This window comes from Streptomyces sp. NPDC030222, from assembly GCF_055573115.1.
The window spans coordinates 75,269-98,987 of record NZ_JBVICA010000012.1 but is presented as its reverse complement, the minus strand read 5'-3'; the positions used below and the strand labels follow the sequence as shown (position 1 = coordinate 98,987).

The window sequence follows — 23,719 nt, the reverse complement described above, 5'->3', positions numbered from 1 at the left end:
ACGCGATGGAACCGCTCAGACGCACCGACCCCGCCCGGGTGGGCCGGCACCGCCTGCTGGGCCGGCTCGGCGCCGGCGGCATGGGCGTGGTCTACCTCGCCCGGTCGCCGGGCGGGGCGATCCTCGCCGTGAAGGTCGTCCGCGCGTCGTTCGCGGACGACGCGGGGTTCCGTGCCCGCTTCCGGCGCGAGGTGGCCGCCGCCCGGAAGGTCGACAGCCCGTGGGTGGTGCCGCTGGCCGACGCGGACGCCGAATCGCCGTGGCTCGCCACGGCGTTCGTGCCCGGTCCGTCGCTCGCGGAGACCATGGAGCGATGCGGACCCCTGCCGTACACGACGGTGCGGGTGCTGGGCATCCGGCTGGCGGAGGCGCTGGAGGCCGTCCACCGGGCCGGTCTCGTCCACCGGGACGTCAAACCGGGCAATGTGCTCCTCACGCTCGACGGGCCGCGGCTGATCGACTTCGGCATCGCCCGGGCACCCGACGCCACGGCACTCACTGCGAGCGGCATGGTGGTCGGCTCCCCCGGATTCCTGTCGCCGGAGCAGGCACAGGCCCGCGGCGGTGCGATCGGACCGCCCAGCGATGTGTTCTCGCTCGGCTGCGTCCTGGCCTTCGCGGCGACCGGAGTGCGCCCCTTCGGTTCGGGTTCGTCGGCGGGCATGCTGCTGCGCACGGTGTACGAAGAGCCAGAACTTCCGGGCATCCCGGAGGAATTGGTGCCACTGCTCCTCTCGTGCCTCGACAAGGCCCCGGAAAGGCGGCCGTCGCCGGAGGAGGTGAGGACGGCACTGGCCGGAACTCCGCCGGCGTCCGGCGACGCGGCCGACGACCGGGATGCCGACGGGCCGGAGGACGGGCCCGACGGCGGGGCGGACGGCCACGCGCAGGCGCTGCGGGCGAGTGGGGCCCTGCCGGGGAACGACGACCCCTGGCTGCCCGAGCCGGTCGTCCGGCTGATCGCCGACGCCTCGGCGAAGGTCCTGCGGATCGGGGCGATCGAGGCGACGGAAGTCGTACGCCCGGCCCCTGGCGGTCTGCACGACGCCGTCACCGTCGCCGATTCCCCGCACACGGACGGGGCCGGCCGGTTCTCGCGCCGCCGGCTGCTCACGCTCGGCTCGGCTGCCGGCGCCCTCGCGGCGGGCGGAGGTGTGGCGTGGTGGGCCGCCCGCCGCGACCGGACCGGGTCCGGCGGGCCGGGTCCGGCGGCGCGTCCGCTGCTGACGATCGCGGTGCACGCCGACCTCAGCGGGAGTGGGAAGGCGGTGGGCCGTGCTCACGAACGGGGCGCCCTGGTCGCGGTCGACCACGTCAACGCCCGGCAGGACGTGCCGTTCCGGCTGGCTCTGCGAGCGTACGACGACGGCGGGAACCCCGACCGGGCGCTCTCGGTCGCCGAGCAGCTGGCCGCGGACCCGTCCGTGCCGGCGGTCGTGGGCCCCAGCACCGACGCCTGTGCTGCCGCCGTCCTCGCGCGGTACCAGAAAGCCCTGTTGCCGATGGTCACGGTGTCGGTGGGGCTCCCGACGACGAAGCTCGCACTGCCCTCCAACAGTGTGTACGTCGCCACCCGGCCCGACGACGTGGGGCTCGGCGCCCCCTGCGTCGACCGGCTCCGCAAGGCCGGCGTCAGACGTACGGTCCTGATCGACGACCGGGCGGAGGGGGAATTCGGCTCGGCCTTGTGCGGTCAGATGGAGTTCTCCCTGGAGTACAACGGTCTCGGTGCCGTCCAGCGGGTCGTCGCGGCGGACGAGGACGACTTCCGCGCGGTCGCGGCCGACGTGGTGGCGGCCAAGGGCGACGCTGTGCTGTTCACCGGCGGCGCGCGACGGACCGCGCGCCTCGCGGTGGCACTACGGTCCGCCGGCTTCACCGGTCACCGGCTGGCCACGGCACGCGCCATGGACGAGCGGTTCCTCCGGGAGGCGGGGGACGCCGCGTCCGGCTGGGTCTTCTCCACCCCGTTCCTCGACGCCACCGCCGAGCCGGCCGCGCGTGCGTTCGCCGCCGCCTACCGCAAGCGGTTCGGCGGTGCACCGCCCTGGTACGCCGCCGAGACGTACGACGCGGTGCTGTTCCTGGCGGCAGCGATGACCTCCGGCGGCTCGGCGGTCACCGAACGGGGCGCGATCGTGCGGCGGGTGCGCGAGACGCCGTACAAGGGCATCACGAAGACATTGGCCTACTCCGCCACGTCCAGCCACTTCAACCTGAATGCACTGTTCCTCTTTGAGTGCCTGCGTGGTGGTTTCCACTACCTCGGCCAGTACGACCGCGTCACATCCTGAGCCATCTCGTTACCTGTTCGAGACGTATTCGAGTAGCGTGCCGCCCGGGTCGCGCCGGAGAACCCGGGGTCTCGCCGGAAATTCTGTTATCGCGTCCCCTGCCGATGGTCTCCCCTGTGTCGGACGCACAGGTATGACCGAGAAGGAGAGTGGACGGGCGTGGGCGCGAGCAAGGAACACGACAGTGTGATGGTCGAGGCGGCGCAGCGGGGCGACCAGCGGGCTCAGGACGAGCTCGTCGCCGCGTATCTGCCGCTCGTGTACAACATCGTGGGCCGCGCGCTGAACGGTCACGCCGATGTCGACGACGTGGTGCAGGAGACCATGATCCGCGCGCTGGGCGGTCTCGGCTCGCTGCGTGACACCGGGAGCTTCCGGTCCTGGCTGGTCGCCATCACGATGAACCAGATACGGGGCCACTGGCAGACGCACCGCGCCAGCCCCGTCGGTTCCGGCCTGCAGGACGCGTACGACGTGGCCGACCCGGGCGCGGACTTCGTGGACCTGACGATCGTCCGGCTGGGTCTGCAGGGCCAGCGGCGTGAGGTGGCGGAGGCCACCCGCTGGCTGGACGCCGACGACCGCGGGCTGCTGTCGCTGTGGTGGCTGGAGGCCGCGGGCGAGCTCTCCCGGGCCGAGGTGACCGCCGCACTCGAACTGTCGCCGCAGCACACGGCGGTGCGCGTGCAGCGGATGAAGGCGCAGCTGGAGACGGCGCGCGTGGTGGTGCGGGCACTGTCAGCGGTGCCGCGGTGTGTGCTGCTGGACGAAGTGACCGCGGCCTGGGACGGCGTCCCGTCGGCACTGTGGCGCAAACGGGTCGCGCGGCACGCCCGTGACTGCACGGTGTGCTCGGGCTTCGAGGCGGGTCTGGTGCCGGCCGAGGGGCTGCTGGTCGGCTTCGGCCTGGTGCCGGTGGCGGGCACCCTGGCCGGCCTCACGGGCCTGGCCGCCCTCGGCGGCGCGACGGAGCAGACGGTTGCCTTCGGCATGGCCGGCCACGGCGGCGGGACCGGCAGCGCGGGCACGGCCGGCCACGCACAAGCGGGCGGCCACGCGGGAGCGGCCGGCCACGCACAAGCGGGCGGCCACGCGGGAGCGGCCGGTCCGCACGGCGCACGGGGCGGCGACGACACCGCCGTCGTCTCCACGGTGGGTGGCGGCCGGCTGCACGACCGTCAGAGCCGCCGAATACAGAAGCGCCGCCGTAAGACCGTCGTGGTGGCCGGTGTCGCCCTGCTGGTCACGGGCGGCGGCATCGCAGGGGTGACGGCGCTCTCGCCGGGCGAGCACCAGGAGTCGGTGCGTGCGGCGTCCGCCCCCGACGCTGCGCCCTCTCCCACCGATCCGGCTCCCCTTTCGGCGTCGCCCAGCGCCTCGGCGTCCGCGTCCGCCTCGCCCTCCAAGTCCGCTTCCCCGAGCCCGAGCGCATCGGTGTCGAAGTCCGCCAAGCCGTCCCCGACGCCGTCGACCGCCAAGCCGCGTCCCACGCCGTCGAAGACGCAGTCGAGCAAGCCGCAGACGTCCAAGCCGTCGGGCGGCCTCGTCCAGCAGGTCACCGATCTGGTCAACGCCGAGCGCGCCAAGGCCGGCTGCTCCCCGCTGTCGCAGAACGCTCTGCTGAACACGGCGGCGCAGCGCCACTCGGACGACATGGCGGCCCGCGACTTCTTCGACCACACCAACCCGGACGGCGCCGACCCCGGTGACCGCGTCACCGCGGCGGGCTACCAGTGGAGCACGTACGGCGAGAACATCGCGGCGGGCCAGCAGACCCCGTCGTCGGTGATGGACTCCTGGATGAACAGCCCGGGCCACCGGGCGAACATCCTCAACTGCTCCTTCAAGGAGATCGGCGTCGGCATTCACCAGGGCAGCGGCGGCCCTTGGTGGACGCAGGTGTTCGGCGCCCGCCGGTAGGACTGCCGCGGGCTCCCCGGGTGCGTCTCAGGGGCGCGGGGGTTCCACCCGCTGCCGGCGAGGTGAGCAGGAACCTTCAGGGGCGCACGCCGGTGGCGCGCGCCCCTGACCCTGGGTGATCCGCCGGCCACCGGGGCGTCTCTGGTCGGTTTGGTGATCCCCGGTGTTGCTCAGGGATGTGAGCCAAGCGCCTTCGTGCCCCGGTGCCGAACGGCAGGAGCCGACAGCCCTCGTGGCACGACCGCCCGGACGCTGGTCGGTGAGGTCTCGCTACCTCACCGAGGAGGGTGCCCGAGGTACGGCGGTCCCGTATCAGGGGGAATCGCCCTCGAACCGCCTGAGCGTGGCCAGCACCTCACGGTCGGACAACTGCTCGAAATCCCGGTACCACTCCCCCACGGCCTGGAATTGCGACGGCGCATGGACGCAGACGACCTCGTCGGCCTCGTCCTTCAGTGCCTCGACGGCGAGCGGGCTGCCCACCGGAACCGCGAGCACCAGCCGGGCCGGGTCCCGGCGGCGAAGATGACGCAGTGCGGCGCGCGCGGTGATGCCCGTGGCCAGGCCGTCGTCGACCAGCACGACGGTACGTCCCTGGATCCGGGGCCCTGGCCGTCCGCCCCGGTAGAGCTCCTCCCGGCGGTGCAGCTCGGCGCGTTCCCTCGCCACGTCAGGGCCGAAGCCCCGCTCCGTCAGGTCCAGCGCGGCGAGCATGCCTCGGTCGAACACCGGCGGATCCTCCGCCACGATCGCACCGATGCCGACCTCCGGTTCCCAGGGGACACCGATCTTCCGTGCCACCACCACGTCCAGGGGCGCGCCGAGGGTCTCGGCGACGACCGCGGCGACGGGGACGCCGCCGCGCGGCAGTGCGAGGACCAGGATGTCGGCGGCCCGGGGTCCGTCCGCCGCCCAGGCGGCGACCCTCCCGGCGAGGACACGTCCGGCATGGTGTCTGTCGTCGAATCGCACGGCGGATCCGTCCTTTCGGCGCGGCCGTCGGTCCTTCGTTCCGTCTCTGCGACCGTCCCCGTCCTGCTGCTGCGCCCGCCCGCCGGGTGCGCCCCGGCTCACCACGGCGTGGCGTGCGACCGCCGGAGTGCACGGTCGATCGCCGACGGGCGTGGCGCATGACCGGCGAGGTGCGCGGTCAGCCGCCGACGGCCTCGGCCCGGTCAGCCGCCGAAGGCTTTGAGGAGTTCCGCGGCCAGCGGGCCGGAGGAGGCCGGGTTCTGGCCCGTGTGGAGGTTGCGGTCGGTGACGGTGTGCGGAACCCAGGGCTCGCCCTCCCGGAAGTCCGCGCCGAGCTCGACGAGGCGGTCCTGGAGGAGCCAGGGCGCCCGGTCCGCCAGCCCGGCCTGTGTCTCCTCGGCGTTGGTGAACCCGGTCAGCCGGAACCCCGCGAACGGCGAGCTGCCGTCCTCGCGCCGGGCGGCGAGCAGCGCGGACGGGCCGTGGCAGACCACGCCCAGCGGCTTGCCCGTGTCGAGGGCGGAGGTGAGGAGCCGGCCGGAGTCCGCGTCCGAGGACAGATCCTCCATCGGGCCGTGCCCCCCAGGGTAGAAGACGGCGTCGTAGTCGGCGAGGTCGACATCGGCGACGGCCACGGGACGCTGGAGCTCGGGCATCGCCGCCAGCCCCGCGGCCACGTCCTTCGCACCCTCGGGTCCGCCGTTGACCTCGGGCGCGAGGCTCGCCGCGTCGACGGTGGGCACCACACCGCCGGGGGTGGCCACGACCACTTGGTGACCGGCCGCGGTGAACGCCCGGTACGGCACGACGGCCTCCTCGGCCCAGAAACCGGTGGGGTGCTCGGTGCCGTCCTTCAGCGTCCAGTGGGTCGCGCCGGTGACGACGAAGAGGATCCTGGCCATCTTGTATCCCTCTCGGATGGTGGTCTGCGGGGAGCTGCTGGTGTTTCGAACGTAGGCGCGCGAGCCATGGGATTCCAATAGGGACACCGAGGGCAGGCATAGGAGAAACGATGGGGCCGGCGGGCGCCGGTTTCACCCGGCCGCCCATATGAGCTGCACGGTCCCGGGGCGGACGGCACGATGGAAGGCGCCCCGGTCTCGAAGGAGGCGTACGACGGCACGGAAGGAGTGCCGCGGATGGGTGGTACCGAAGCGTCCCACGAGGAACGCGGCCCCGGAGTGCGCCCGGAGGTGGGTCCTTCGCCGCCGGGCGGGCTTCTGGACGTCCTGGGCGTCGCCGCGATCGTGGTCGACGCGACAGGACGCATCGTCCTGTGGAGTCCGCAGGCCGAGGACCTGCTGGGCTACACGGCCCAGGAAGCACTGGGCAGCTTCGCCGCCCGTCTGATCGTCCCCGATGAGCACGTCGACCTCGTCCTCCGGCTGTTCTCCCAGGTGCTCGCCTCCGGCCGGAGCTGGGCGGGGGTCTTCCCGGTCCGCCACAAGGACGGATCCATGCGCCTGCTGGAGTTCCGCAACATGCGCCTCACCGACGACCGGGGACAGGTGTACGCGCTGGGCCTGGCCACCGACCAGCCGTCGCTGCACCGGGTCGAGCGGGACCTCGCCCTGTCGGTACGGCTGATCGACCAGTCGCCCATCGGGATCGCCGTCATGGACACCGATCTGCGGTACGTCGCGGTCAACCCCGCCCTCGAGCGCATGAACGGCCTGCCGGCGGAGGAGCACCTGGGCCGCCGGGCCGCCGAGATCCTGACGTTCCTCGACGCCGGAGCCGTCGAGGAGGCCATGCGCCGGGTGCTCGCGACCGGCAGGCCGCAGCTCGACCAGTACGAGGTGGGGCGGCTGCGGGACGCCCCCGGCGTGGAGCGCGCCTGGTCGGTCTCGTACTACCGGCTGGAGGACGCCGCGGGCCGGGTGCTGGGCGTGGCGACCTCGGTGGTGGACGCCACCGACCGGCACCGTGCGGCGCAGGAGGCGGACCGCGCCAGGCACCGGCTGGCACTCGTGGCCGACGCGTCCGTACGCATCGGGACCACCCTCGACCTGGAGCAGACGGCGCGTGAACTGGCGCACGTCGCCGTGCCGGAACTGGCCGACGTGGCGGCCGTGGACGTCCTCGACTCCGTGCTGGAGGGCCGCCGCGTCCCGCTGCCGGCCGGCGGGCCGGCGGTGATCCGCGCGCTCGCCGTCGCCGCCGGGTACCCGACCGCCGCGGTCGACGCCGCCGACCGGCCCGGCGAGCTCGCCCGGTACGACAGCGACCGGATGGTGACCCAGTGCGTGACGACCGGCCGGCCGGTGATGGTACCGAAGGTCGGGAAGGACGACCTGCTGCGCATCGCCCGCGATCCGGAGTCCGCGGAACTCCTCCGCCGGGCGGGGGTGCACTCGTACCTCGCGGTGCCGCTGATCGCCCGCGGCGAGGTGCTCGGCGCGCTGGACCTCAAGCGGGCCCGCAACCCTCTGCCGTTCACCGAGGACGACGCCCTGCTGGCGGGTGAACTCGCGGCGCGCGCCGCGGTGTGCATCGACAACGCGCGCTGGTACCAGCAGCAGCGCAATACCGCGCTGGCGCTCCAGCGGAGCCTGCTGCCGCAGCGGCCGCCCCACGCCACCGGCCTGGAGGTCGCCTACCGCTACCAGCCCGCCGGGACGATCACCGAGGTGGGAGGCGACTGGTTCGACATCATCCCGCTCACGGGCGACCGGACGGCGCTGGTCGTCGGCGACGTGATGGGCAGCGGCATCAACGCCGCCACCACCATGGGGCGGTTGCGCACCGCCACCCAGACGCTCGCCGAGGTAGGACTCGAACCCGCGCAGGTGCTGCGCCACCTCGACCGGATCACCAACGGCCTCGAACCGTACATCGCCACATGTATCTACGCCCTGTACAACCCCGCGACGGGCCAGTGCGACCTGTGCACGGCCGGCCATCTGCCCCCGGTGCTGGTCAGGCCCGGACGGCGGCCGGGCCTGATCGAGATGGCGACGGGCGCACCGCTGGGCGTCGGCGGTGTGCCGTTCCGTTCCACGACCGTGGAACTGGAACCGGGTGACCAGCTCGTCATGTACACGGACGGACTGGTCGAGACGCGGAACGAGGACATCGACACCCGCCTCGAACTGCTCCTCGACCTCCTCGACCGCCCGTACCGCAGCCTGGAGGAGACCTGCGACCACCTGCTCCAGGCGCTCCGCGACCCGGACGACCGCGACGACGTGGCCCTGCTCATGGCCCGCATCCGCTCCTGATCCCGGCCGGGCGTCCGACTCGGTCTTGGCCGGCACGACGTCCACCGGCCCAGCAGAGCGCCGCCGGGCTCCGGCGTGCTGGAGGCTTGGGGGTATCCCTGCCTGATGCGGCGTGGAGAAAGCGCCCCGGTATCGGCATCCGGAGCCCCCGACACGCCGCGAGGACTCCCCGGCCGGTGCCGGGGAGTCCTCGCGTGCCGCGTCAGCCCATGCAGAGGTTGCCCATGGCCGGGTTCAGCAGTCCGATCACCGTGAACGAATTGCCGCAGACCATGACGGGGACGGCGATGGGGACCTGGATGACGTTGCCCGAGAGGACGCCGGGCGATCCGACGGCCGCGCCCACCACGTCGATGTCGTCGGCGGCCGCGACGCCGGCACCGGCCGTCACGAGGCAACCGGCGGCGGCCAGCGCCACAGCGGCCTTCTTCAGGTTCTTCATTGCTCACTCCTTACGAGGGGACCTGCGGCGGAGCGCCGCAGGACGCTCCGAGGGAATACCTCGACTTCCGTGGCAATCCCGGCAAATGGAGCAAACTTCACACATATGGCCGCCGTTCCCGTGGCCTTCTCCGCGGGCCCGAGGGCCATACCGGCACTCGGTCACGAGCACGGGTGCGGACCCTGCATAATCAAGGCGATTCACGGGTCCGCGCAGGGGAGGGAGTCGCCGGTGGCGGCACAGATACCGGACGACGACGGCCCTTGGGTGGGGCAGACCGCCCCATGGCCTCCCGTCGCCGCGTCATCGACTCCTCCGGGGGCCGTGGCCGGTGAGGGCGGCGCCAAGGCGCCGACGGCCTCCGACGGGTCGACGGCAGTCGAGGAGACCCTGCCCATGGCGGTGGTCGCGCCCACCGACGGGCCCGAGTCCGACGACGGCCCCGGCTCCACTGACGGCGGTCCCGCGTCCGCCGAGGGGGCCCGGTCCGCCCAAGGGTCCGGGTCCGGCCACGGGCCCCGGTCCGCGAACGGGGCCGCGTCGGCCGACGGGCCCGCGTCCGTGGACGGACCTGCGTCCTCCTACGGGCCGTTCTCCGCAGACAGGCCGGCATACCTGGTCGCGCCCATGTACGTGGACGGGCTCGTCCACACCGACGTACCGCCTTACCCCGGCACGTCCGCGTACCCCGGCGCATCCCACTATCCCGACGCGCCCCCGAATCGCGACGCCTTCTCGTACGCCGACGAACCGGCCTACCCCGACGATTCCGCATACCCGGACGATTCCGCCTACCCCGGCGAACCTGCGCACCCCGGCGAGCCCATGCCCGGCTCGTATCAGCCGCCGGCGGGGACGTACGACCTCGGACTGCTGGGGGACGGCGCCCCGCAGCCCGGCAGGGCGGCGGCGCGGCGCGGCGCCCGGAGGCGGCGCGGGGTGACGGCGGCGATCGCCGTCACCGGTACGGCGCTGGTCGTCGGGGTGGCGGTGGCGCTCACCGCCGGCGGGCTGGCGGGCGAAGAGGGCCGCGGCAGCGTCGAGCAGGCGCTGCCCGACGGAGGCCGCGCGCTGCCCCGGCTGCAGGTGCCCACCGGGATCCCGGACGACGAGCCGTCCGCTTCCGAGTCGCCGGTGTCCTCCGCCTCGACCCGTGCGAGCACCTCGGCGTCACCGAGCCCGTCGGCGTCGCCGGGGGCCTCCGCGTCCTCGTCGAGCCCGGGCGGCCCCAGCGGGTCCGCCACGACGCGGTCCACGAGCACGGACGAGGGCAAGGCCGGCCGTTCCGCGGGGGAGGCGTCGGTGCTCGGACCGGGTTCCCGGGGCTCCGAGGTCGTCGAACTGCAGCAGCGTCTTCGCCAGGTCCAGCTCTACGACGGTCCCGCCGACGGCAAGTACGACGGCTACCTGAAGTACGCGGTGATGCGCTACCAGCAGGGCTACGGCGTGGAGGGCGATCCCCAGGGGATCTACGGACCGAACACCCGCGCGTCGCTGGAGGCACGCACCTCCGCGTCGTGAGACGGCCCGGGCGGAGTGCACGCGGCTCCGCGACGGCCCGGGTCCGGCCGCCGCGTGTCCGTGACGGCCGGACGCGCGAGGGGTGTCAGCCCGCCACCGTGATCTGGGACGCGGGGTCGGTGGTGTCGGTGACCGTGTAGGTCAGGTTCACGACGGCGGACGTGGTGCTGGTCGGGCAGCCGAATCCCCCGCTGACCTTGATGGGGACGCTTCCGTTGGTGACGGCCAGCGTGGACGGCGCTCCGTTGGTCCAGGTGCCGTCGGTCGTCGCGGGCGCGGTCGGTGCGGTGGTCACGGTGCAACTGGCCAGGCCGGTGGTCCTGACGACGAATCCACCGGTGGGGATGCTCAGAGTGGCCGTCACCGTGGGGCCGTTCTGGAGCGATACGCCCCAGGAGCCGCTGGTGGTCACGGTGGGGAAGACGCCCGGCATGTTCGTGGTGCACGAACCGAACGCCGGCGGGGTGAGGGTGCTGGCCACCGGACCGGCGTCGTTGTGGTTGGCGGGGGCGTCCGGCACGCGGCCCGTGAGGGAGGAGACGGTGCAGGTGACCGTGACCGGACCGGACTTGAAGGTGGCCTTCCCGGTGAGGGTGGCCTTGTAGTCGTGGCCGGCGGTGCTCACCGTGGTGGGGTCGGCGGCGGGCCGGGCGTGCACGGGGCCCGCGACGGCCGTCGTCGCACCCGTGGCGGCGAGGGCGGCCACGAGGGCGAGCAGTGTGCGGCCACGGGCTGTGGGGGTGCTCATGGCTGTTCTCCTTCGAGGAGTGCGGGTGGGGGTGCGTGCAGCGGTGGAGCGGTGCCGGCCCCCGGGGTGGGGACCACCGGCTGCCATGCGAAGACCATGGAGCCGCCCAGGATGCCGAGGACGGTTCCCAGGAGGAATCCGCCGAGGTTGGAGAGGACGAGGGCGGCGACGGCGATGAGCACGGTCAGGACGCCCGCCAGGCCGCGGTAGTGGGGTGCGAACCAGGCGGAGAATCCCAGTACGGTCATCACGGCGCCCATGAGGACCGAGGGGATGCCCGCGACGCCCTGCTGGAGCATGACCTCCAGGGGCGCCAGCGGCAGTACGCAGATCTCGGCGCCCGCGACGACGGTGACGAGACCACCCCAGAAGGGGCGGCCGCGGCGCCAGGTGCGCCATCGCCCGTGCCGTGTCAGAAACATTCCTTCTTGCCCTGGACGATCTTCATGGAGAGTCCGGAGAGCTTGAAGGTTCCCGCATTGGTGGCCCAGGCGGTCTGCCTCAGGTCGGTGATGGAGATGTCGTCGGCCTGCTGGGCGAACATGTCCTGCATCCCCTGGGCCTCCTCGGGCCCCTTGTCGAGGGTGGAGGCGTCCCGGCCGATCTCGATGTTGCGGAACTCGGCGTTGCCGGAGAGCTGGGTGGCGTCGACGAAGAGACCGGTGGCCTCGACGGGCCTGCCGCCCCCGCCCGCTCCGAGGCGGAGCGAGATGTCGCCGATGACGGGGAGCGTGGTCACCACCGACTGGCAGAGGTTGTGCAGTTCGGCCTCCTTGATGGCCGTGACGGCGACCGGGAGCAGGTCGCCCCGTGCGTTGGTGTCGATACTGCCGTACTGGGCGAAACCCTTGCCGGTGAGACTGGTGGCCGACACCTTGAACTGCTGTCCCGAGACGGCGAAGGAAGCGGCGAGGACGCCGTCGGCGAGTGCGATGCCGAGGGCGGCGGTGGCGGCGAATCCGGGGACCGCGAGCACCGCGAACCTTCTCCAGCGGACGCGGCCGACGACCTTTGCGTTCTGTTCGACTTTCATCCGTTCTGTCCTCTCCGTGAGCGATGCGGGCGCTGTGGGGCACAGAGGGAGCGGGAAAAGAGCGTTGGGCATGCAACTGCACAGTGTTACTGGCGAGTTGAGGTTAAATCCGCCAATGGCCATTGGCAAGGTCGTGCGAGGAGAGCGGTTTCGGTCAGCTTTCCGTGGGGCCGCGGGGGCGCTCAGGCCCGTCGGGAAGGGCCCTCGGTCCGTCGCAGCAGTTCGTCGAACTCCTCACCGATCCGCCGGGCCATCACCCGGGCGAACTCGGCCGTCACGACATCCCCGGCGACCGGCCGCAGCGACTCCACGGCCGCCGCCACACGGTCCACGTCGGGCCGGGTGAGCGGGACGACGCCCAGGTCGCCGATGACGTGCGTACGGACCACCGCGACGAACCGCTCCGCGACGGCGGCGGCCTGGCGCTGCACGAACTCCCCCTCGGTCAGGGCGACACCCAGCGGCACGCCCGCCTCGGTGAGCTTCAGGGCGGCGTCGAGGAGGCGACGGCTGACGACGGTGACGTGGTCGCCGTCCACGGTGATGTACCCCAGTTCGACGGCGCGGAAGACGTTCTCCTCGGTCCCCTCGTCCCCGAACATCTCGGCGAGTTCGGCGAACGTCAGGGTGACCGCCTCCTCCTGCGACCATCCCCGGGTCATCGCCTCCTCCAGGCCGAGGAGCCGGCCGACATCGCTGCCCTCGTCGCGGGCGGCGAGGAGCTCCGCGATGGTGTTCACGACGTAGCCGCGGGCCAGCAGGTCGACGATGAGACGCAGACGCGTCAGATGCTCCTCGGAGTACCAGCTGATGCGCCCTTCGCGACGAGGCGGCGGCAGCAGTCCGCGTTCCTGGTAGTAGCGAAGGTTCCGCACCTTGACGCCGGCTTCCCGGGCCAACTCCTCGACGCGATATTCCCGTCCCCCGCTCACCCGCACAGTCTAGGCGCCGCTCCGGACGAGCATGGCCGGTTCTCGTCTGGACCGGATCCGGCCCGTCCGTGCGCCGGTCAGGCCTGTTTGTCTCTCTTCGGGTACCCCAAATGCTGCTTATGCTTCGACGCGTGTTCGATGCCCGGTACGTGAAAACCTTTCACGAAGTGGTCAGGACGGGTTCGTTCTCGGCTGCCGCGCGCGCCCTCGGATACACCCAGCCGGCCGTGAGCCAGCAGATGAAGGCTCTGGAACGGGATGTCGGCACACCGCTGTTCACCCGGGTGGGGCGCGGCGTCCGGCTGACCGAGGCCGGTGAGGCGCTCAGCCTGCACGCCGACGCCGTCGTCGGGAGTCTGGCGGCCGCGCAACAGCAGATCGACGCGATCGCCGGACTGCGGGCGGGCCGGGTGCGGGTGTGCGCCTTCCCGAGCGCCGGGGCCACGCTGATCCCGCGGGCGATGGCGAGGCTGGGCGCCGGACATCCCGCCATCAGGGTGGAGCTCCAGGAGTGCGAACCCCCCGAGTCGCTGGCCCGTGTGGCGCGCGGCGAGTCCGACATCACGCTGGCCTTCGGCTATCCGGAGCTCCGCTCCGAGGTCCCCGAAGGTCTCGCCGAGGTGCACCTGCTGGAGGATCCGGTGACCGTGCTGCTGCCCTCCGGCCATCGACTGGCCAGGCGACGCGCTGTCCGGCTGGCGGATCTGGCGCACGAACGCTGGATCGCGGGGTGTCCGCGCTGCCGGGCCCATCTGCTGCACGCGTGCGCGGAGGAGGGTTTCACCCCGGACGTCGCATTCACCACCGACGACAATCTGGTGGTGCAGAGTCTCGTTGCGGCGGGTGTGGGCGTGGCGATGATGCCCGCGCTCGTGCTGTCGTTCCTCTGCCACCGCAAGGTGACGGGACGGATCGTGGAGCCCCACTCGCGCCGTCAGGTGAGCGCGTACGTGCTGCGGCAGCATCTGCGGATCCCCGCCACCGCGCTGGTGCTGGACGAGATCACCAAGGCGGCGGCCGCGGGCGCCGGCTGCTGACGGGCGCCGCCGGGCACGCCCGAGCCGTCGGTGGCCGGCGTCCCTCGGAGACGCCGGTCCACAGGCGGCCGGCCTCCGCCGGACGGGCCCGATCCATCAGCAGCCATAAGAGCAGGGCCAGCAAATCACACGTGGACGTGAGGGATCCGTCGGCGCACGCTGCCGCCATGACGACTCCCACCACGGCACCCGCTGCACGGCTCACCGAGTCCCTCCACGCGCTGGTGGAGGAGATCGGGAGCGTCGTCCGGCGCGGTCTGCTGCCCGAACCGACCGCACGTCTCGTCGGCGAACGTCTCGCCCCGTACCTCGGCGCACCGGGACTTCTGACCCCGCGGCAGCAGGAGGGCGACCCCACGCGCTACCGCCAGCACGTCCTGCACGCCGAACCCGACGGCGCGTTCTCGGTGGTGGCGCTGGTCTGGCTGCCGGGCCAGTCGACCCCGGTCCACGACCACGTCTCCTGGTGCGTCACCGGGGTCCACGAGGGCGAGGAAGCGGAGCGCCGCTACCGGCTGGTGCCGGACGGGGAGTCGGCCCGGCTGGTCGCGACCGAGGACGTCGTCAACCCGGCCGGTTCGATCAGCGCCTTCGCCCCGCCCGGGGACATCCACCGGGTGCGCAACGCCGGTTCGGGCACCGCGATCTCCCTGCACGTGTACGGAGCCGACATAGCCCGCCTCGGCACCAGCATCCGCCGCGTCTACGACCTCCCGGCCGACCGCTGACCGACCCGTCCGGCCGCGCGCCGGTCAGGGTTCGCACCGATCACGACGAGGGCCATGGGGTCACGATCCGGTGCGACCGGTGCCGGTCGCCGAGGGCGCTGCGGCGGTACAGGACCTGGCGTCCGTCGCGTGCCCGGGTGACAGTCCCGTGGCGTGCCGTACGCACCTGTGCTGGGCTCCGCCCCCCGACACCGGCGGACGACGGCGGTCGTGCCGCACCCGCGGTCGTGCCGCACCCGCGTTCGTCTCCGGCCCCGGTCGTCTCCGGCCCGGGTCGTCCACGTGGCCGGTGGGCTGACGGCGGACCACCGGACGACACTGGTTCCGGAAGTGACCTGCGGCCGCGCCGACCGGCTGGGCGGGCCCGCCCGGCGAGGGACCGGCCCTGTGAGAGCCCGGCCCGGCGAGGGACCCGTCACGGAACCGCGTCGAACGGCCGGTCCCGCCCCGGCGAGACGTCACCCCCGGCCCGTCAACCGCCGCACTGCTTCAGCATCGTCCGCTTGTCCGGCGCGGTCACCGGCATCCGGTACTTGATGGCGACCTGGGCGAAACGGACCACGTACGCGCATCTGATCGGCTTGTTCGGCGGCAGCCACGACGCGGGGCCGGAATCGCCCTTGGCCGAGTTGGCCCGGCCCTGGACCGGGATCAGATTGAGCGCGTCGTTGGCGATCCGCTCGCGCTCGCCCTCCGGCCAGCGCGACGAACCCATCTGCCAGCTGTAGGACACCGGCACCACATGGTCTATGAGCCCCGCGGTCCGCCAGGAGCTCTTGTACGGACTACAGCAGCGCGACGACGCCGGAATCAGCCTGGTCCCCCAGCGGGTACGCCGCATCGTGGCCGGCCTCCCCGCCGGACTCGGCTCGCTCCTCGACCTGGACTCCTCCTTCTCCTCCGGGCTTCCAGCCGCGACCTCCGGCGTCCTGAACGGTGTTCTCCAGCACGTCCGACGCGCACTCATCGAGTTCGAGGGCACCGATCCGACCTCGGACGACGTATGGGAGTGCGCTCTCATCGGGCTGACGGCAGGGCGCGGTCGCAAGTACACCGCTGTCCACGGCGACATCGACTTCCGTCCGGTACGGCAGCGTTGGCTGCGGGAGCTGGTCAAGGAGTACGGCCGCACGGCACGCCCCAACGTCATGGACCTACGGCAGACCGTCTACGCGGCGACCATCGCGTCCTCCGCGCTGGCAGGCCGCCCCCACGGGGATGAGCCCGGGCTCCTCGCCATGGCTGACATGAACGCCGTAGTGGACATGTTCCGAATCACCAAGCGTCCCGAGGACGGTCACGACTACTCCACCAGCCACCGCAGAGCCCTGCTCCGGCACTGGCGCACGTTCCTGGACTACGCCCGTCAGGCCGGGATGATGGATCACGTGCCCGGCGGGTTCGCGCTCGACCCCCGCTTCCACAGCACCGCCGCCGTGGAGGTGACCGAGGACGATCTCGGCCGTGCGATCCCCGAGCACGTCATCGCCCAGCTCGACGCGCACCTCGATCTGCTGGGCACCTCGACGGGGTACGCGAGCGGCGGCTGGGCGGCCGCCGACTTCGCGCGGATGTACCAGGTGGTCTACGCGGTCCTCCGGGACACCGGCCGGCGTCCGGGCGAGGTCACCAGCCTGCGCCGCGACTGCCTGGAGCGGGTCGACGGCAAACCGACGCTGATCTACGACAACCACAAACGGCGACGCCACGGCCGTCGGCTGCCGATCTCGGAGAGCACGGCCCAGCTGATCGAAACCTGGCAGAAGTAGCTCGATGCGCTACCGGCCGTACCGGCCTGCGCCCAGTGGCTGTTTCCCTCGCCCGGACAGCGCAACCGTCCGCGCCGCGGGCATCTGAACACTTCGCACTTCTGCAACCGGATCTTCCGGAACTGGATCGACGAACTGATCCCAGACCTTGTGGACGACCGGCTCGACGAGGACGGCGCCCCGCTCGCTTACGACCGGACCCAGGTCGTCCCGTACGGCTTCCGCCACGCTTACGCCCAGCGCCATGCGGACGCGGGCACTCGCCCCGACGTCCTGCGGGAACTCATGGACCACCGTTCACTGGACGTGACCATGGGGTACTACAAAGTCTCCCTCAGCCGAAAGCAGGAGGCCGTACGCACGGTCGCGGCACTCGCCGTCGACCGGCACGGAGCAGCCCGCGGATTCGGCGATCCCCTCGCCTACGAGGTAGAAAGCGTCGGGGTTCCCTACGGCGGCTGCACCGAGCCGAGCAACGTCAAGGCCGGCGGCGGGCACTGCCGCCGCTTCCAGTGCGCCGGATGCGACTTCTACCGCCCCGATCCCTCCTACCTCCCCGCCCTGGAACAGCAGGTCGCGGACCTGCGAGCCGACAAGGAAGCCGCCCTCGCGATGGAGGCCGCCGACTGGGTCGTACGCAATCTCGATGACCAGATCCGCGCCTACTCGAAGTCGGCCGACGAGATGCGGCGGAAGCTCGACACCCTGCCCGCCGAGGAGCGGGCCGCCGTCGAATCCGCCTCACGCGAGCTGCGCAAGGCACGTTCGGCAGCGGCCTTCATCCCTCTGCAGGCGCTGACGACACGGAGCTCGGAATGAAGATTCCTGCTGCTTCCGGCGGCAACGACCGGAGCGCCCGGGTCGAGCGGCTGCGCGTTAGCCGCGCCAAGGACAGCGAAGACAAGACGAGGCGTGCACTCGACGCCGTGGATGCCCTTCTCCGCTCAGGGCGACGGATCACCGTCGCCCAAGTGGCACGGGAGGCCTCGGTGTCCACGTGGTTCGTCTACAACCAACCTCAGGTGCACCAGGCCGTTCAGGACGGCATCTCCGCCCAGCGAACGCGAGGTCGTCAGAACTCCCACACTCCAGAAGTGTCCCAGGTGTCTCCGGCCGGGTTGCGGACGGACCTTGCACTGGCCCGCGAAGAGATCAAGGACCTCAAGAACGAGCGCGATCGGCTCCGTAACCGGGTCAGGCTCTCTCTAGGCGCCGAGTCGGAGGGCGTGAACCAGCACGAGCTGATCGAGCGGGTACAGCAGATCGAGCAGCGGAATACCGCGCTCGAGCAAGCGCTGTCAGAGGCCAGGGATCGGATCGCCGCCCTGGAGGGCCAACTGCGTGAGGCGGAGGACGACCTCACCGCCGCACGAGCCAGTCTGCGCCGTGCCATGCGGGCTGTTCCGTCCCCGTAGCTCGCGTTCCACCACCACCTGCGGCTGTCCGGCTTGAGTGTTGTCTGCCGGGCAGCCGTGAGAGGCGGAATCAGAATGGGGGATCGTTGAAGAACGAGCCGGTCCGGACAGGTGAGACCGGCTCGGAATCACGCTGCTGAAGGAGTGCGACGGCGTCGTTGACGCGCCCCAGGCCGATGAGGTGGCCGGCAAGTTCGTTGCTGTTCTCGGGGACGTGCTGTTCGAGAACGGCAACAGCTTCCTCGGGGCGTCCGGCGCCGACGAGCAGCTCGGCGATGTGCGGCGCCGCGTACGAGGTGGATCCCTCGGGGTGGGAGCAGGCCTGTGCGACCGCTGCATCGACGCCGTCGCGGGCGGCGATGAGCGGCAACCGTATCCAGTACAGGTCCCAGTCCTCCTCGCCCCCGCGGGCAGCGGCGAGGGCGTCGAGGTGCGCCAGGCCGTCCTCGGGGCGGCCCTGTGCGAGGCACAGGTTGGACCACGTATGCAGGATCCAGTCGTCCCCGTTGTGGGCCTCGGCCAGGACTCGCATCACATCGACTGCTCCACCTGCCGGGCCAACACCGAAACGCCGGGCAGCAGCACCCGGTTCTTCCGCAGCCACGTCACCGCGTGGTTGAACAGCGCCACCGGCCCCTCGGCATGCGTCCACGCCCGCCCGTACAGGAAGCCGCGGAACTCCCGACCCCACTTCCGATCGGTGAAGTCCCGGTACTTGAACCGCTTCTGGATCTCCGCCGCGTGCTCGTACACCGTCGATCGGCGCTCCGGGTACCGCTTCACGCACGAGGCGTCGGCGATGCCGAGCTGCCCGGCCAGGTACTCCACGGCCTCCCACGGCACCGCGAGTGGGTCCTCACCCAGGAACCGGCCGATGTAGCGGACCGCGCAGATCTGCAGGGCCATGCCCAGGCGATGTACGTCCGCACGACGCAGGGCGATCAGGTCACGGTCGTCATCGTCGAGAAAGAAGAACCGCTCCAGTTCCGGGCGGGTGGGCACCTCGGCGAACGTCCCGTACGCCTCGGCCTGCCCATCAACTTCCTGGGCCGCTACCTGTTCAACATCAAGGCCAGCGGCCCCGGCCAGGGCCTGCGCCCCTTCCGCGACCCCGACGCCGCTGAGGACGACGAGGAAGAGGCCTGACATCCTGGGTGTATCCGGGACGTCAGGCCGTTCGTTCGCTGCTTGCTACCGGGCCCTGGGGCCGGGGGCGGGCGGGGTGCGCGGTCGCAGGCGCTCTCCCTGCGGCCCGAACATGATCAGGTACTCGACCGGGCCGCCGTGGCCGGCGTTCGTGACCCCATGGGGATTGCGGGTGTCGAACTCGGCGACGTCCCCGGCACTCAGGACGAGGTCCTGGTCGCCGAGTGCGAGCCACAGCCGCCCGTACAGGACGCACAGCCATTCCCAGCCGTCGTGGGAGACCTGCCGGGGCCGCGCGGGCGGCTCCTGGACGGCGGGCAGGACGTGTTTGTGGGCGTGCAGGCCCCCGACGTACCGGGTCAGCGGCAGCACCGCCTTGTCGTCGCCGAAACGCTGGAGCGCGGAGGTGCGGGGCTCGGCGGCGGGAGCGGTGCCGGCCAGCTCGTCCAGGGAGACGCCGTACTCCTTCGCCAACTGCAGCACCACTTCCAGGGTGGGCTTGCGTCGGCTGGTCTCGATCCGCGACAGCGTGCTCGGGGAGATGCCGGTCGCGCAGCTGACGCCGGTGAGCGTGGAGCCGCGGTGTTCGCGTGCGGCCCGCAGCCGGGGTCCCATCGCCGCCAGCGTGTCGGCCACGTCGTCGCCTGTCACCCGCTCTGCCCCCTTCCGGACGTGCCGCTCCACCATCCTGTCCTGCAAGTTTGCCAGAGTGGCAAGGGTAATCGCGGTGGACGGTCGCTGCGCCGCATGATCGATGCGTACCTGCGTCCACCCGCGAACCGAGAGAAGACCCCATGCAGCCCGAGCCGTCCGCCGCACTCCGCCACCGCACCGTCGAGGCCCCTGCCGGGCGCCTGCACCTGGTCGAGCAGGGCACCGGCCCGCTGGTCCTGCTCGTGCACGGCTTCCCCGAGTCCTGGTACTCCTGGCGCCGCCAGCTCCCGGCCCTCGCCACGGCCGGCTACCGGGCGGTGGCGCTCGACGTGCGCGGCTACGGCCGCTCCTCCAAGCCTGCGGAGACGGATGCCTACCGGATGCTGGACCTGGTGGAGGACAACGTCGCCCTCGTGCACGCCCTCGGCGAGGAGAACGCGGTGGTCGTCGGCCACGACTGGGGCTCCAACATCGCCGCCACCTCCGCCCTGCTCCACCCCGAGGTCTTCCGGGCCGTCGCCCTGCTGAGCGTCCCGTACGCGCCACCCGGCGGCCCCCGCCCCACCGACATCTTCGGCCAGATCGGCGGCCCCGAGCAGGAGTTCTACGTCTCCTACTTCCAGGAGCCCGGCCGCGCCGAGACGGAGATCGAGCCTGACGTGCGGGGCTGGCTCGCGGGCTTCTACGCCGCCCTGTCCGCCGACACCATGCCCGCCCAGGGCGAGCCCGACCCGTACTTCGTCGCCCACGGCGGCCAGCTGCGTGACCGTTTTCCCGCCGGCATCCTCCCGGCCTGGCTGGCCGAGGACGACCTCGACGTTTACGTCGGAGAGTTCGAGCGCACGGGTCTGACGGGCGCCCTCAACCGCTACCGCAACGTGGACCGCGACTGGGAGGACCTCGCCCCCCACCGCGGAGCCCCGATCAAGCAGCCGTCCCTGTTTATCGGCGGCGCCCTGGACGCCTCCACCACCTGGATGTCCGACGCTATCGACGCCTTCCCCACCACCCTCCCCGGCCTGACCGCCTCCCACCTCGTAGCGGGCTGCGGCCACTGGATCCAGCAGGAACGCCCCGAGGAGATCAACCGTCTGCTGACCGGCTGGCTCAACACCCTCACGGGTTGAACCGCCAGGCGCGGCCGGGGCTTCTGTACACGGAACAGTTCGGCCCGCGTACCCGAGCGCAGCGGCTACGGCCGGGTGCTGCGTGATTCTCACAAATGAGTAGTTGCGAGAGTTCTGCGAACACACCGGTGCTGCTCACGAATCCGCAGGTGGCCGTTCGCAGAACCCCTCTCAAAACCAGCATGTTGTGCGAGACAGTTCTGACAGACTGCGCGGGTGGACCTGACGCCCAATCAAGCAGCAAAGGCGGTAGAACGAAACGACTGTCCGAAGTGTGAAGCCCCGACGGGCAGCGCCTGCCGCACTCGGAGCGGGAAATGCGTAACGAAGTACCACACCGCCCGCTTCATCCTCGTCCCCGCGCTCCGCGAGGAACTGGAGGTGACCGTCCCCGAGGACCGCGGCCCGGGGCGGCCGTGGAAGGCGGGCCCGCCCGTCGAAGCTCCGCCGGCCGCCGCGACGGCCAAGCCGATCCGGATCGGGTACGCCCGCTGTTCGACCGCCCAGCAGGAACTCGCCTCCCAACTCGCCGCACTCGAACCGGTCTGCAAGCGGATCTTCTCCGAGAAGATCTCCACCCGGATCAAGACGCGGCCGGAGCTGGAGAAGGCGTTGAAGCTCGCGTACGACATCAAGGAGGTCGCCCCAGACCAGGAGGTCATCCTCACCGTCCACGAACTCAAGCGCCTTGCCCGCAACGCCGCCGAGCTGATGACCCTCTCCGGCCAGCTTCAGGACGCCGGCGTCCAGCTCGAACTCCTCACCGGCCCGCTCACCGGCATCTACGACCCCAACGGCATGGGCGCGATGTTCTTCGCCGTCCTCGCCGTCGCCGCCCAGCTCGACCGCAACTACATGCGCGAGAAGACCCTGGAGGGCCAGCAGACCGCCGCTGCCAAGGGCAACCACGGCGGACGCCCCAAGGTCATCGACGACGACATGCTCACCTTCGCCGTCGCGCTGAAGAACAAGGGTGTTCCCGTCCCCGACATCGCGAAGAAGCTGACGATCAAGGCGGGCAAGAACGCGGGACGCCACCCCTCGGTCGCCTCGCTGTACCGGGCGCTCGCCGAAGCCGAGGAAGCCGACACGTCCGACGACGCACAGGTCATCGGCCCCCGCCGCCCGGTCCGCGCCCGCATCACCGGCCGCGGAAGCGGCACCGACCCGGAGCTGATGGAACGGCTCACCGCACAAGTCCTGGACGGCGACACCGTGCTGGACGACCTGGCCCGCCAGGCTCAGCACGGCACCGATGACGTCGTGGCCCAGCTGCTCTCACAGGCCCGGAACGGAAACGCACAGTGATCCCCGTGCCGCTGCACCGCTGGAAGGATCCCGGCCTCCTCGGCGCCACCGACCCCGGGGAACACGGTCCCTTCGGACCCTGGCCCGAACCCGAAGAGGATGAGACCGCTGCCGTATGCAGCACACCCGGGCCTCATCAGGAGTGGGGAACCGCAGCAAGATCAATCTCACCGGGATTTCCTGTACCTCAACTACTCACACCCGAGAAAGCACCTCCAGCGCCTCGGCTTGCCGACCCTGGTCACTGAGCATCTACGCCCAGGCCCGCGCGCAGAACCATTCCCCGCGACGGGCTTGAGCCTCCACCTCTTCACTGTGGCCGATCTCAAGAAGCCGGGAGACCAGGAGTGGAGGAATACACCCGGACAAGGTCCGGGCCTGACGGTCGAGATCGGCAGCGTCCATAACAGCGCACCTTAGCCACCACGTCCGAGGGGGAACCCGCAACGCCGAGGCCGGCACCGCCATGGGGATGCTGTCAGCCCTGGCACTGCTTCGACATCGTCGCCCTGTCCGCCGCCGTCACCGCGAGGTCGTACTTGAGGGCCACCTGCGCGAACCGCACTGCGTACGAGCACCGGATCGACTTGTTCGGCGGCAGCCAGGACGCCGGACCGGAGTCGCGTTTGGCGGAGTTCGTGGAGCCCGAGACCGGCAGAAGATTCAGCACGTCGTTGGCCAGCTGCTGCCGCTTCTCCTTGCTCCAACGCGAGGCACCCATCTGCCAGGCGTACGACAACGGCACCACGTGGTCTATCTGTACCTCGGTGGCCTTGGCCTTCTTCCAGGCGATGTCCTTGCCGGTGTACGGGTCGTACAGGTCCATCGACACGACCACGCAGTCGGAACCCCTACGGAACTCGACGTCCTGTCCATGAAGTTTCAGCAAGTCGTTCCGGGTGTCACACCCGTTCCGCGCCAGCGGCACCCCGTCGGCCGTGTCCGTCCAGGCGTGCCCGAACTCGTCCCTGGCGTAGCCCGTCCTGGGGCCTCGCCCCTTCGTGGACACCTGCTCGATGAGCTCGCGGGCCGCGGCCCGGTCCGCTTCGGTCGTCACCTGCGCGAGCCCCGGCTTCGTACCGTCCGGGTTCTCCAGCGGGCTGACCGCTGGCCCGGACGAACCGTGCGGCGCGGATCCGGGCCCCGTCCCCGAGTCCCGCAGCGGACCGCCACTGCATCCGGCCAGGGCGGCGCCGCACAGGACTACGGCGGCGAGCGCACGGGCGGACAGGCGCGTCGTCGGTTCCCGGAGTACCATCACGCGCGCACTGTACCGGCGCCGGCCTTGCTCCGGGTATCCGGCGGGGACCGTTCACGCAGGTCGCACCGCGTGCCATGGCGTGCGGTGACGGCTTCCCCGGCGGGAGCGGGAGATCGACTGGTGACGCCCCGGGACCGGGCTTAACGTCGTGGTGGTGGCCCGAACGGACTACTGACCACTGCCCCGAGATC

22 protein-coding genes and 2 pseudogenes are annotated in these 23,719 nt (G+C 71.5%); 12 read left to right on the top strand and 12 right to left on the bottom strand.

Annotated features, from left to right (window positions below; genetic code table 11):
- The first annotated feature begins 5 nt into the window (after nucleotides 1–5).
- On the top strand, nucleotides 6–2,294 hold the full coding sequence (locus tag ACZ4Z5_RS19000) for a bifunctional serine/threonine-protein kinase/ABC transporter substrate-binding protein (RefSeq protein ID WP_468264063.1): 2,289 nt from the start codon (nucleotides 6–8) through the stop codon (nucleotides 2,292–2,294).
- Nucleotides 2,295–2,483: 189 nt separating this feature from the next.
- On the top strand, nucleotides 2,484–4,214 hold the full coding sequence (locus tag ACZ4Z5_RS18995; protein WP_468264351.1) for a sigma-70 family RNA polymerase sigma factor: 1,731 nt from the start codon (nucleotides 2,484–2,486) through the stop codon (nucleotides 4,212–4,214).
- Between the two features lie 312 nt (nucleotides 4,215–4,526).
- On the opposite strand, the gene ACZ4Z5_RS18990 is transcribed toward ACZ4Z5_RS18995, so the two are convergent.
- Nucleotides 4,527–5,186: a phosphoribosyltransferase gene (locus ACZ4Z5_RS18990; RefSeq protein ID WP_468264061.1), complete on the bottom strand. Its 660-nt coding sequence runs from the start codon at nucleotides 5,184–5,186 to the stop codon at nucleotides 4,527–4,529.
- Between the two features lie 203 nt (nucleotides 5,187–5,389).
- Complete coding sequence (locus tag ACZ4Z5_RS18985) at nucleotides 5,390–6,088, bottom strand: type 1 glutamine amidotransferase domain-containing protein (RefSeq protein WP_468264058.1); 699 nt, start codon at nucleotides 6,086–6,088, stop codon at nucleotides 5,390–5,392.
- 237 nt (nucleotides 6,089–6,325) lie between these two features.
- Here ACZ4Z5_RS18985 and ACZ4Z5_RS18980 point away from each other — a divergent pair, with 237 nt between their 5' ends.
- A complete protein-coding gene (locus ACZ4Z5_RS18980; RefSeq protein WP_468264055.1) occupies nucleotides 6,326–8,407 on the top strand; it encodes a SpoIIE family protein phosphatase in 2,082 nt (693 codons plus the stop codon).
- 202 nt (nucleotides 8,408–8,609) lie between these two features.
- Here the strand turns inward: ACZ4Z5_RS18980 and ACZ4Z5_RS18975 are convergent, their stop codons facing one another.
- Nucleotides 8,610–8,849 carry a chaplin gene (locus tag ACZ4Z5_RS18975; RefSeq protein WP_468264052.1) on the bottom strand — a complete coding sequence of 80 codons (240 nt, stop codon included), beginning with the start codon at nucleotides 8,847–8,849 and terminating at the stop codon, nucleotides 8,610–8,612.
- 231 nt (nucleotides 8,850–9,080) lie between these two features.
- Between ACZ4Z5_RS18975 and ACZ4Z5_RS18970 the strand changes: the two genes are divergently transcribed.
- On the top strand, nucleotides 9,081–10,370 hold the full coding sequence (locus ACZ4Z5_RS18970; RefSeq protein WP_468264050.1) for a peptidoglycan-binding domain-containing protein: 1,290 nt from the start codon (nucleotides 9,081–9,083) through the stop codon (nucleotides 10,368–10,370).
- Between the two features lie 85 nt (nucleotides 10,371–10,455).
- Here the strand turns inward: ACZ4Z5_RS18970 and ACZ4Z5_RS18965 are convergent, their stop codons facing one another.
- From ACZ4Z5_RS18965 to ACZ4Z5_RS18950, 4 genes are all read right to left on the bottom strand, one after another.
- Nucleotides 10,456–11,118, bottom strand: coding sequence for a hypothetical protein (locus ACZ4Z5_RS18965; RefSeq protein ID WP_468264047.1), 663 nt, complete (start codon nucleotides 11,116–11,118; stop codon nucleotides 10,456–10,458).
- Nucleotides 11,115–11,540: a DUF6114 domain-containing protein gene (locus tag ACZ4Z5_RS18960; RefSeq protein ID WP_468264044.1), complete on the bottom strand. Its 426-nt coding sequence runs from the start codon at nucleotides 11,538–11,540 to the stop codon at nucleotides 11,115–11,117. Before ACZ4Z5_RS18960 ends, ACZ4Z5_RS18965 begins: the two co-directional genes overlap by 4 nt.
- On the bottom strand, nucleotides 11,531–12,151 hold the full coding sequence (locus ACZ4Z5_RS18955; RefSeq protein ID WP_468264040.1) for a DUF6230 family protein: 621 nt from the start codon (nucleotides 12,149–12,151) through the stop codon (nucleotides 11,531–11,533). Before ACZ4Z5_RS18955 ends, ACZ4Z5_RS18960 begins: the two co-directional genes overlap by 10 nt.
- Nucleotides 12,152–12,333: 182 nt before the next feature.
- Nucleotides 12,334–13,083 (bottom strand): MerR family transcriptional regulator, encoded by a 750-nt coding sequence (locus ACZ4Z5_RS18950; protein ID WP_468264037.1) that lies wholly within the window; start codon nucleotides 13,081–13,083, stop codon nucleotides 12,334–12,336.
- A gap of 131 nt (nucleotides 13,084–13,214) precedes the next feature.
- On the opposite strand from ACZ4Z5_RS18950, the gene ACZ4Z5_RS18945 reads away from it, so the two are divergent.
- Together ACZ4Z5_RS18945 and ACZ4Z5_RS18940 are read left to right on the top strand one after the other, a co-directional pair.
- A complete protein-coding gene (locus tag ACZ4Z5_RS18945; protein WP_468264035.1) occupies nucleotides 13,215–14,120 on the top strand; it encodes a LysR family transcriptional regulator in 906 nt (301 codons plus the stop codon).
- Between the two features lie 167 nt (nucleotides 14,121–14,287).
- Nucleotides 14,288–14,848, top strand: a complete 561-nt coding sequence (locus tag ACZ4Z5_RS18940; RefSeq protein WP_468264033.1) for a cysteine dioxygenase family protein — start codon at nucleotides 14,288–14,290, stop codon at nucleotides 14,846–14,848.
- Nucleotides 14,849–15,320: 472 nt separating this feature from the next.
- Here ACZ4Z5_RS18940 and ACZ4Z5_RS18935 read toward each other — a convergent pair.
- Nucleotides 15,321–15,599 (bottom strand): annotated as a pseudogene (locus ACZ4Z5_RS18935) (HNH endonuclease family protein); the annotation flags it as partial.
- Here ACZ4Z5_RS18935 and ACZ4Z5_RS18930 point away from each other — a divergent pair.
- From ACZ4Z5_RS18930 to ACZ4Z5_RS18920, 3 genes are all read left to right on the top strand, one after another.
- Nucleotides 15,598–16,617 (top strand): hypothetical protein, encoded by a 1,020-nt coding sequence (locus ACZ4Z5_RS18930; protein WP_468264367.1) that lies wholly within the window; start codon nucleotides 15,598–15,600, stop codon nucleotides 16,615–16,617. The pseudogene ACZ4Z5_RS18935 and the gene ACZ4Z5_RS18930 overlap by 2 nt on opposite strands.
- A gap of 150 nt (nucleotides 16,618–16,767) precedes the next feature.
- A complete protein-coding gene (locus ACZ4Z5_RS18925) occupies nucleotides 16,768–17,436 on the top strand; it encodes a hypothetical protein (protein WP_468264030.1) in 669 nt (222 codons plus the stop codon).
- On the top strand, nucleotides 17,433–18,032 hold the full coding sequence (locus ACZ4Z5_RS18920) for a DUF6262 family protein (RefSeq protein WP_468264027.1): 600 nt from the start codon (nucleotides 17,433–17,435) through the stop codon (nucleotides 18,030–18,032). Before ACZ4Z5_RS18925 ends, ACZ4Z5_RS18920 begins: the two co-directional genes overlap by 4 nt.
- A gap of 70 nt (nucleotides 18,033–18,102) precedes the next feature.
- Here ACZ4Z5_RS18920 and ACZ4Z5_RS18915 read toward each other — a convergent pair whose 3' ends face one another.
- Entirely contained in the window at nucleotides 18,103–18,564 is a 462-nt protein-coding gene (locus ACZ4Z5_RS18915; RefSeq protein WP_468264024.1) for a hypothetical protein, read from the bottom strand.
- Nucleotides 18,565–18,572: 8 nt separating this feature from the next.
- Nucleotides 18,573–19,034: pseudogene (locus ACZ4Z5_RS18910) on the bottom strand (DUF4158 domain-containing protein); the annotation flags it as partial.
- On the opposite strand from ACZ4Z5_RS18910, the gene ACZ4Z5_RS18905 reads away from it, so the two are divergent.
- On the top strand, nucleotides 18,948–19,178 hold the full coding sequence (locus ACZ4Z5_RS18905; RefSeq protein ID WP_468264365.1) for a hypothetical protein: 231 nt from the start codon (nucleotides 18,948–18,950) through the stop codon (nucleotides 19,176–19,178). The pseudogene ACZ4Z5_RS18910 and the gene ACZ4Z5_RS18905 overlap by 87 nt on opposite strands.
- Before the next feature lie 45 nt (nucleotides 19,179–19,223).
- Here the strand turns inward: ACZ4Z5_RS18905 and ACZ4Z5_RS18900 are convergent, their stop codons facing one another.
- A complete protein-coding gene (locus ACZ4Z5_RS18900; RefSeq protein WP_468264021.1) occupies nucleotides 19,224–19,829 on the bottom strand; it encodes a helix-turn-helix domain-containing protein in 606 nt (201 codons plus the stop codon).
- 143 nt (nucleotides 19,830–19,972) lie between these two features.
- On the opposite strand from ACZ4Z5_RS18900, the gene ACZ4Z5_RS18895 reads away from it, so the two are divergent.
- Nucleotides 19,973–20,959 (top strand): alpha/beta fold hydrolase, encoded by a 987-nt coding sequence (locus ACZ4Z5_RS18895; RefSeq protein ID WP_468264018.1) that lies wholly within the window; start codon nucleotides 19,973–19,975, stop codon nucleotides 20,957–20,959.
- Between the two features lie 216 nt (nucleotides 20,960–21,175).
- Nucleotides 21,176–22,267 (top strand): recombinase family protein, encoded by a 1,092-nt coding sequence (locus ACZ4Z5_RS18890; protein WP_468264015.1) that lies wholly within the window; start codon nucleotides 21,176–21,178, stop codon nucleotides 22,265–22,267.
- Nucleotides 22,268–22,745: 478 nt separating this feature from the next.
- On the opposite strand, the gene ACZ4Z5_RS18885 is transcribed toward ACZ4Z5_RS18890, so the two are convergent.
- Nucleotides 22,746–23,525, bottom strand: a complete 780-nt coding sequence (locus ACZ4Z5_RS18885; protein WP_468264349.1) for an HNH endonuclease family protein — start codon at nucleotides 23,523–23,525, stop codon at nucleotides 22,746–22,748.
- Nucleotides 23,526–23,719: the final 194 nt, after the last annotated feature.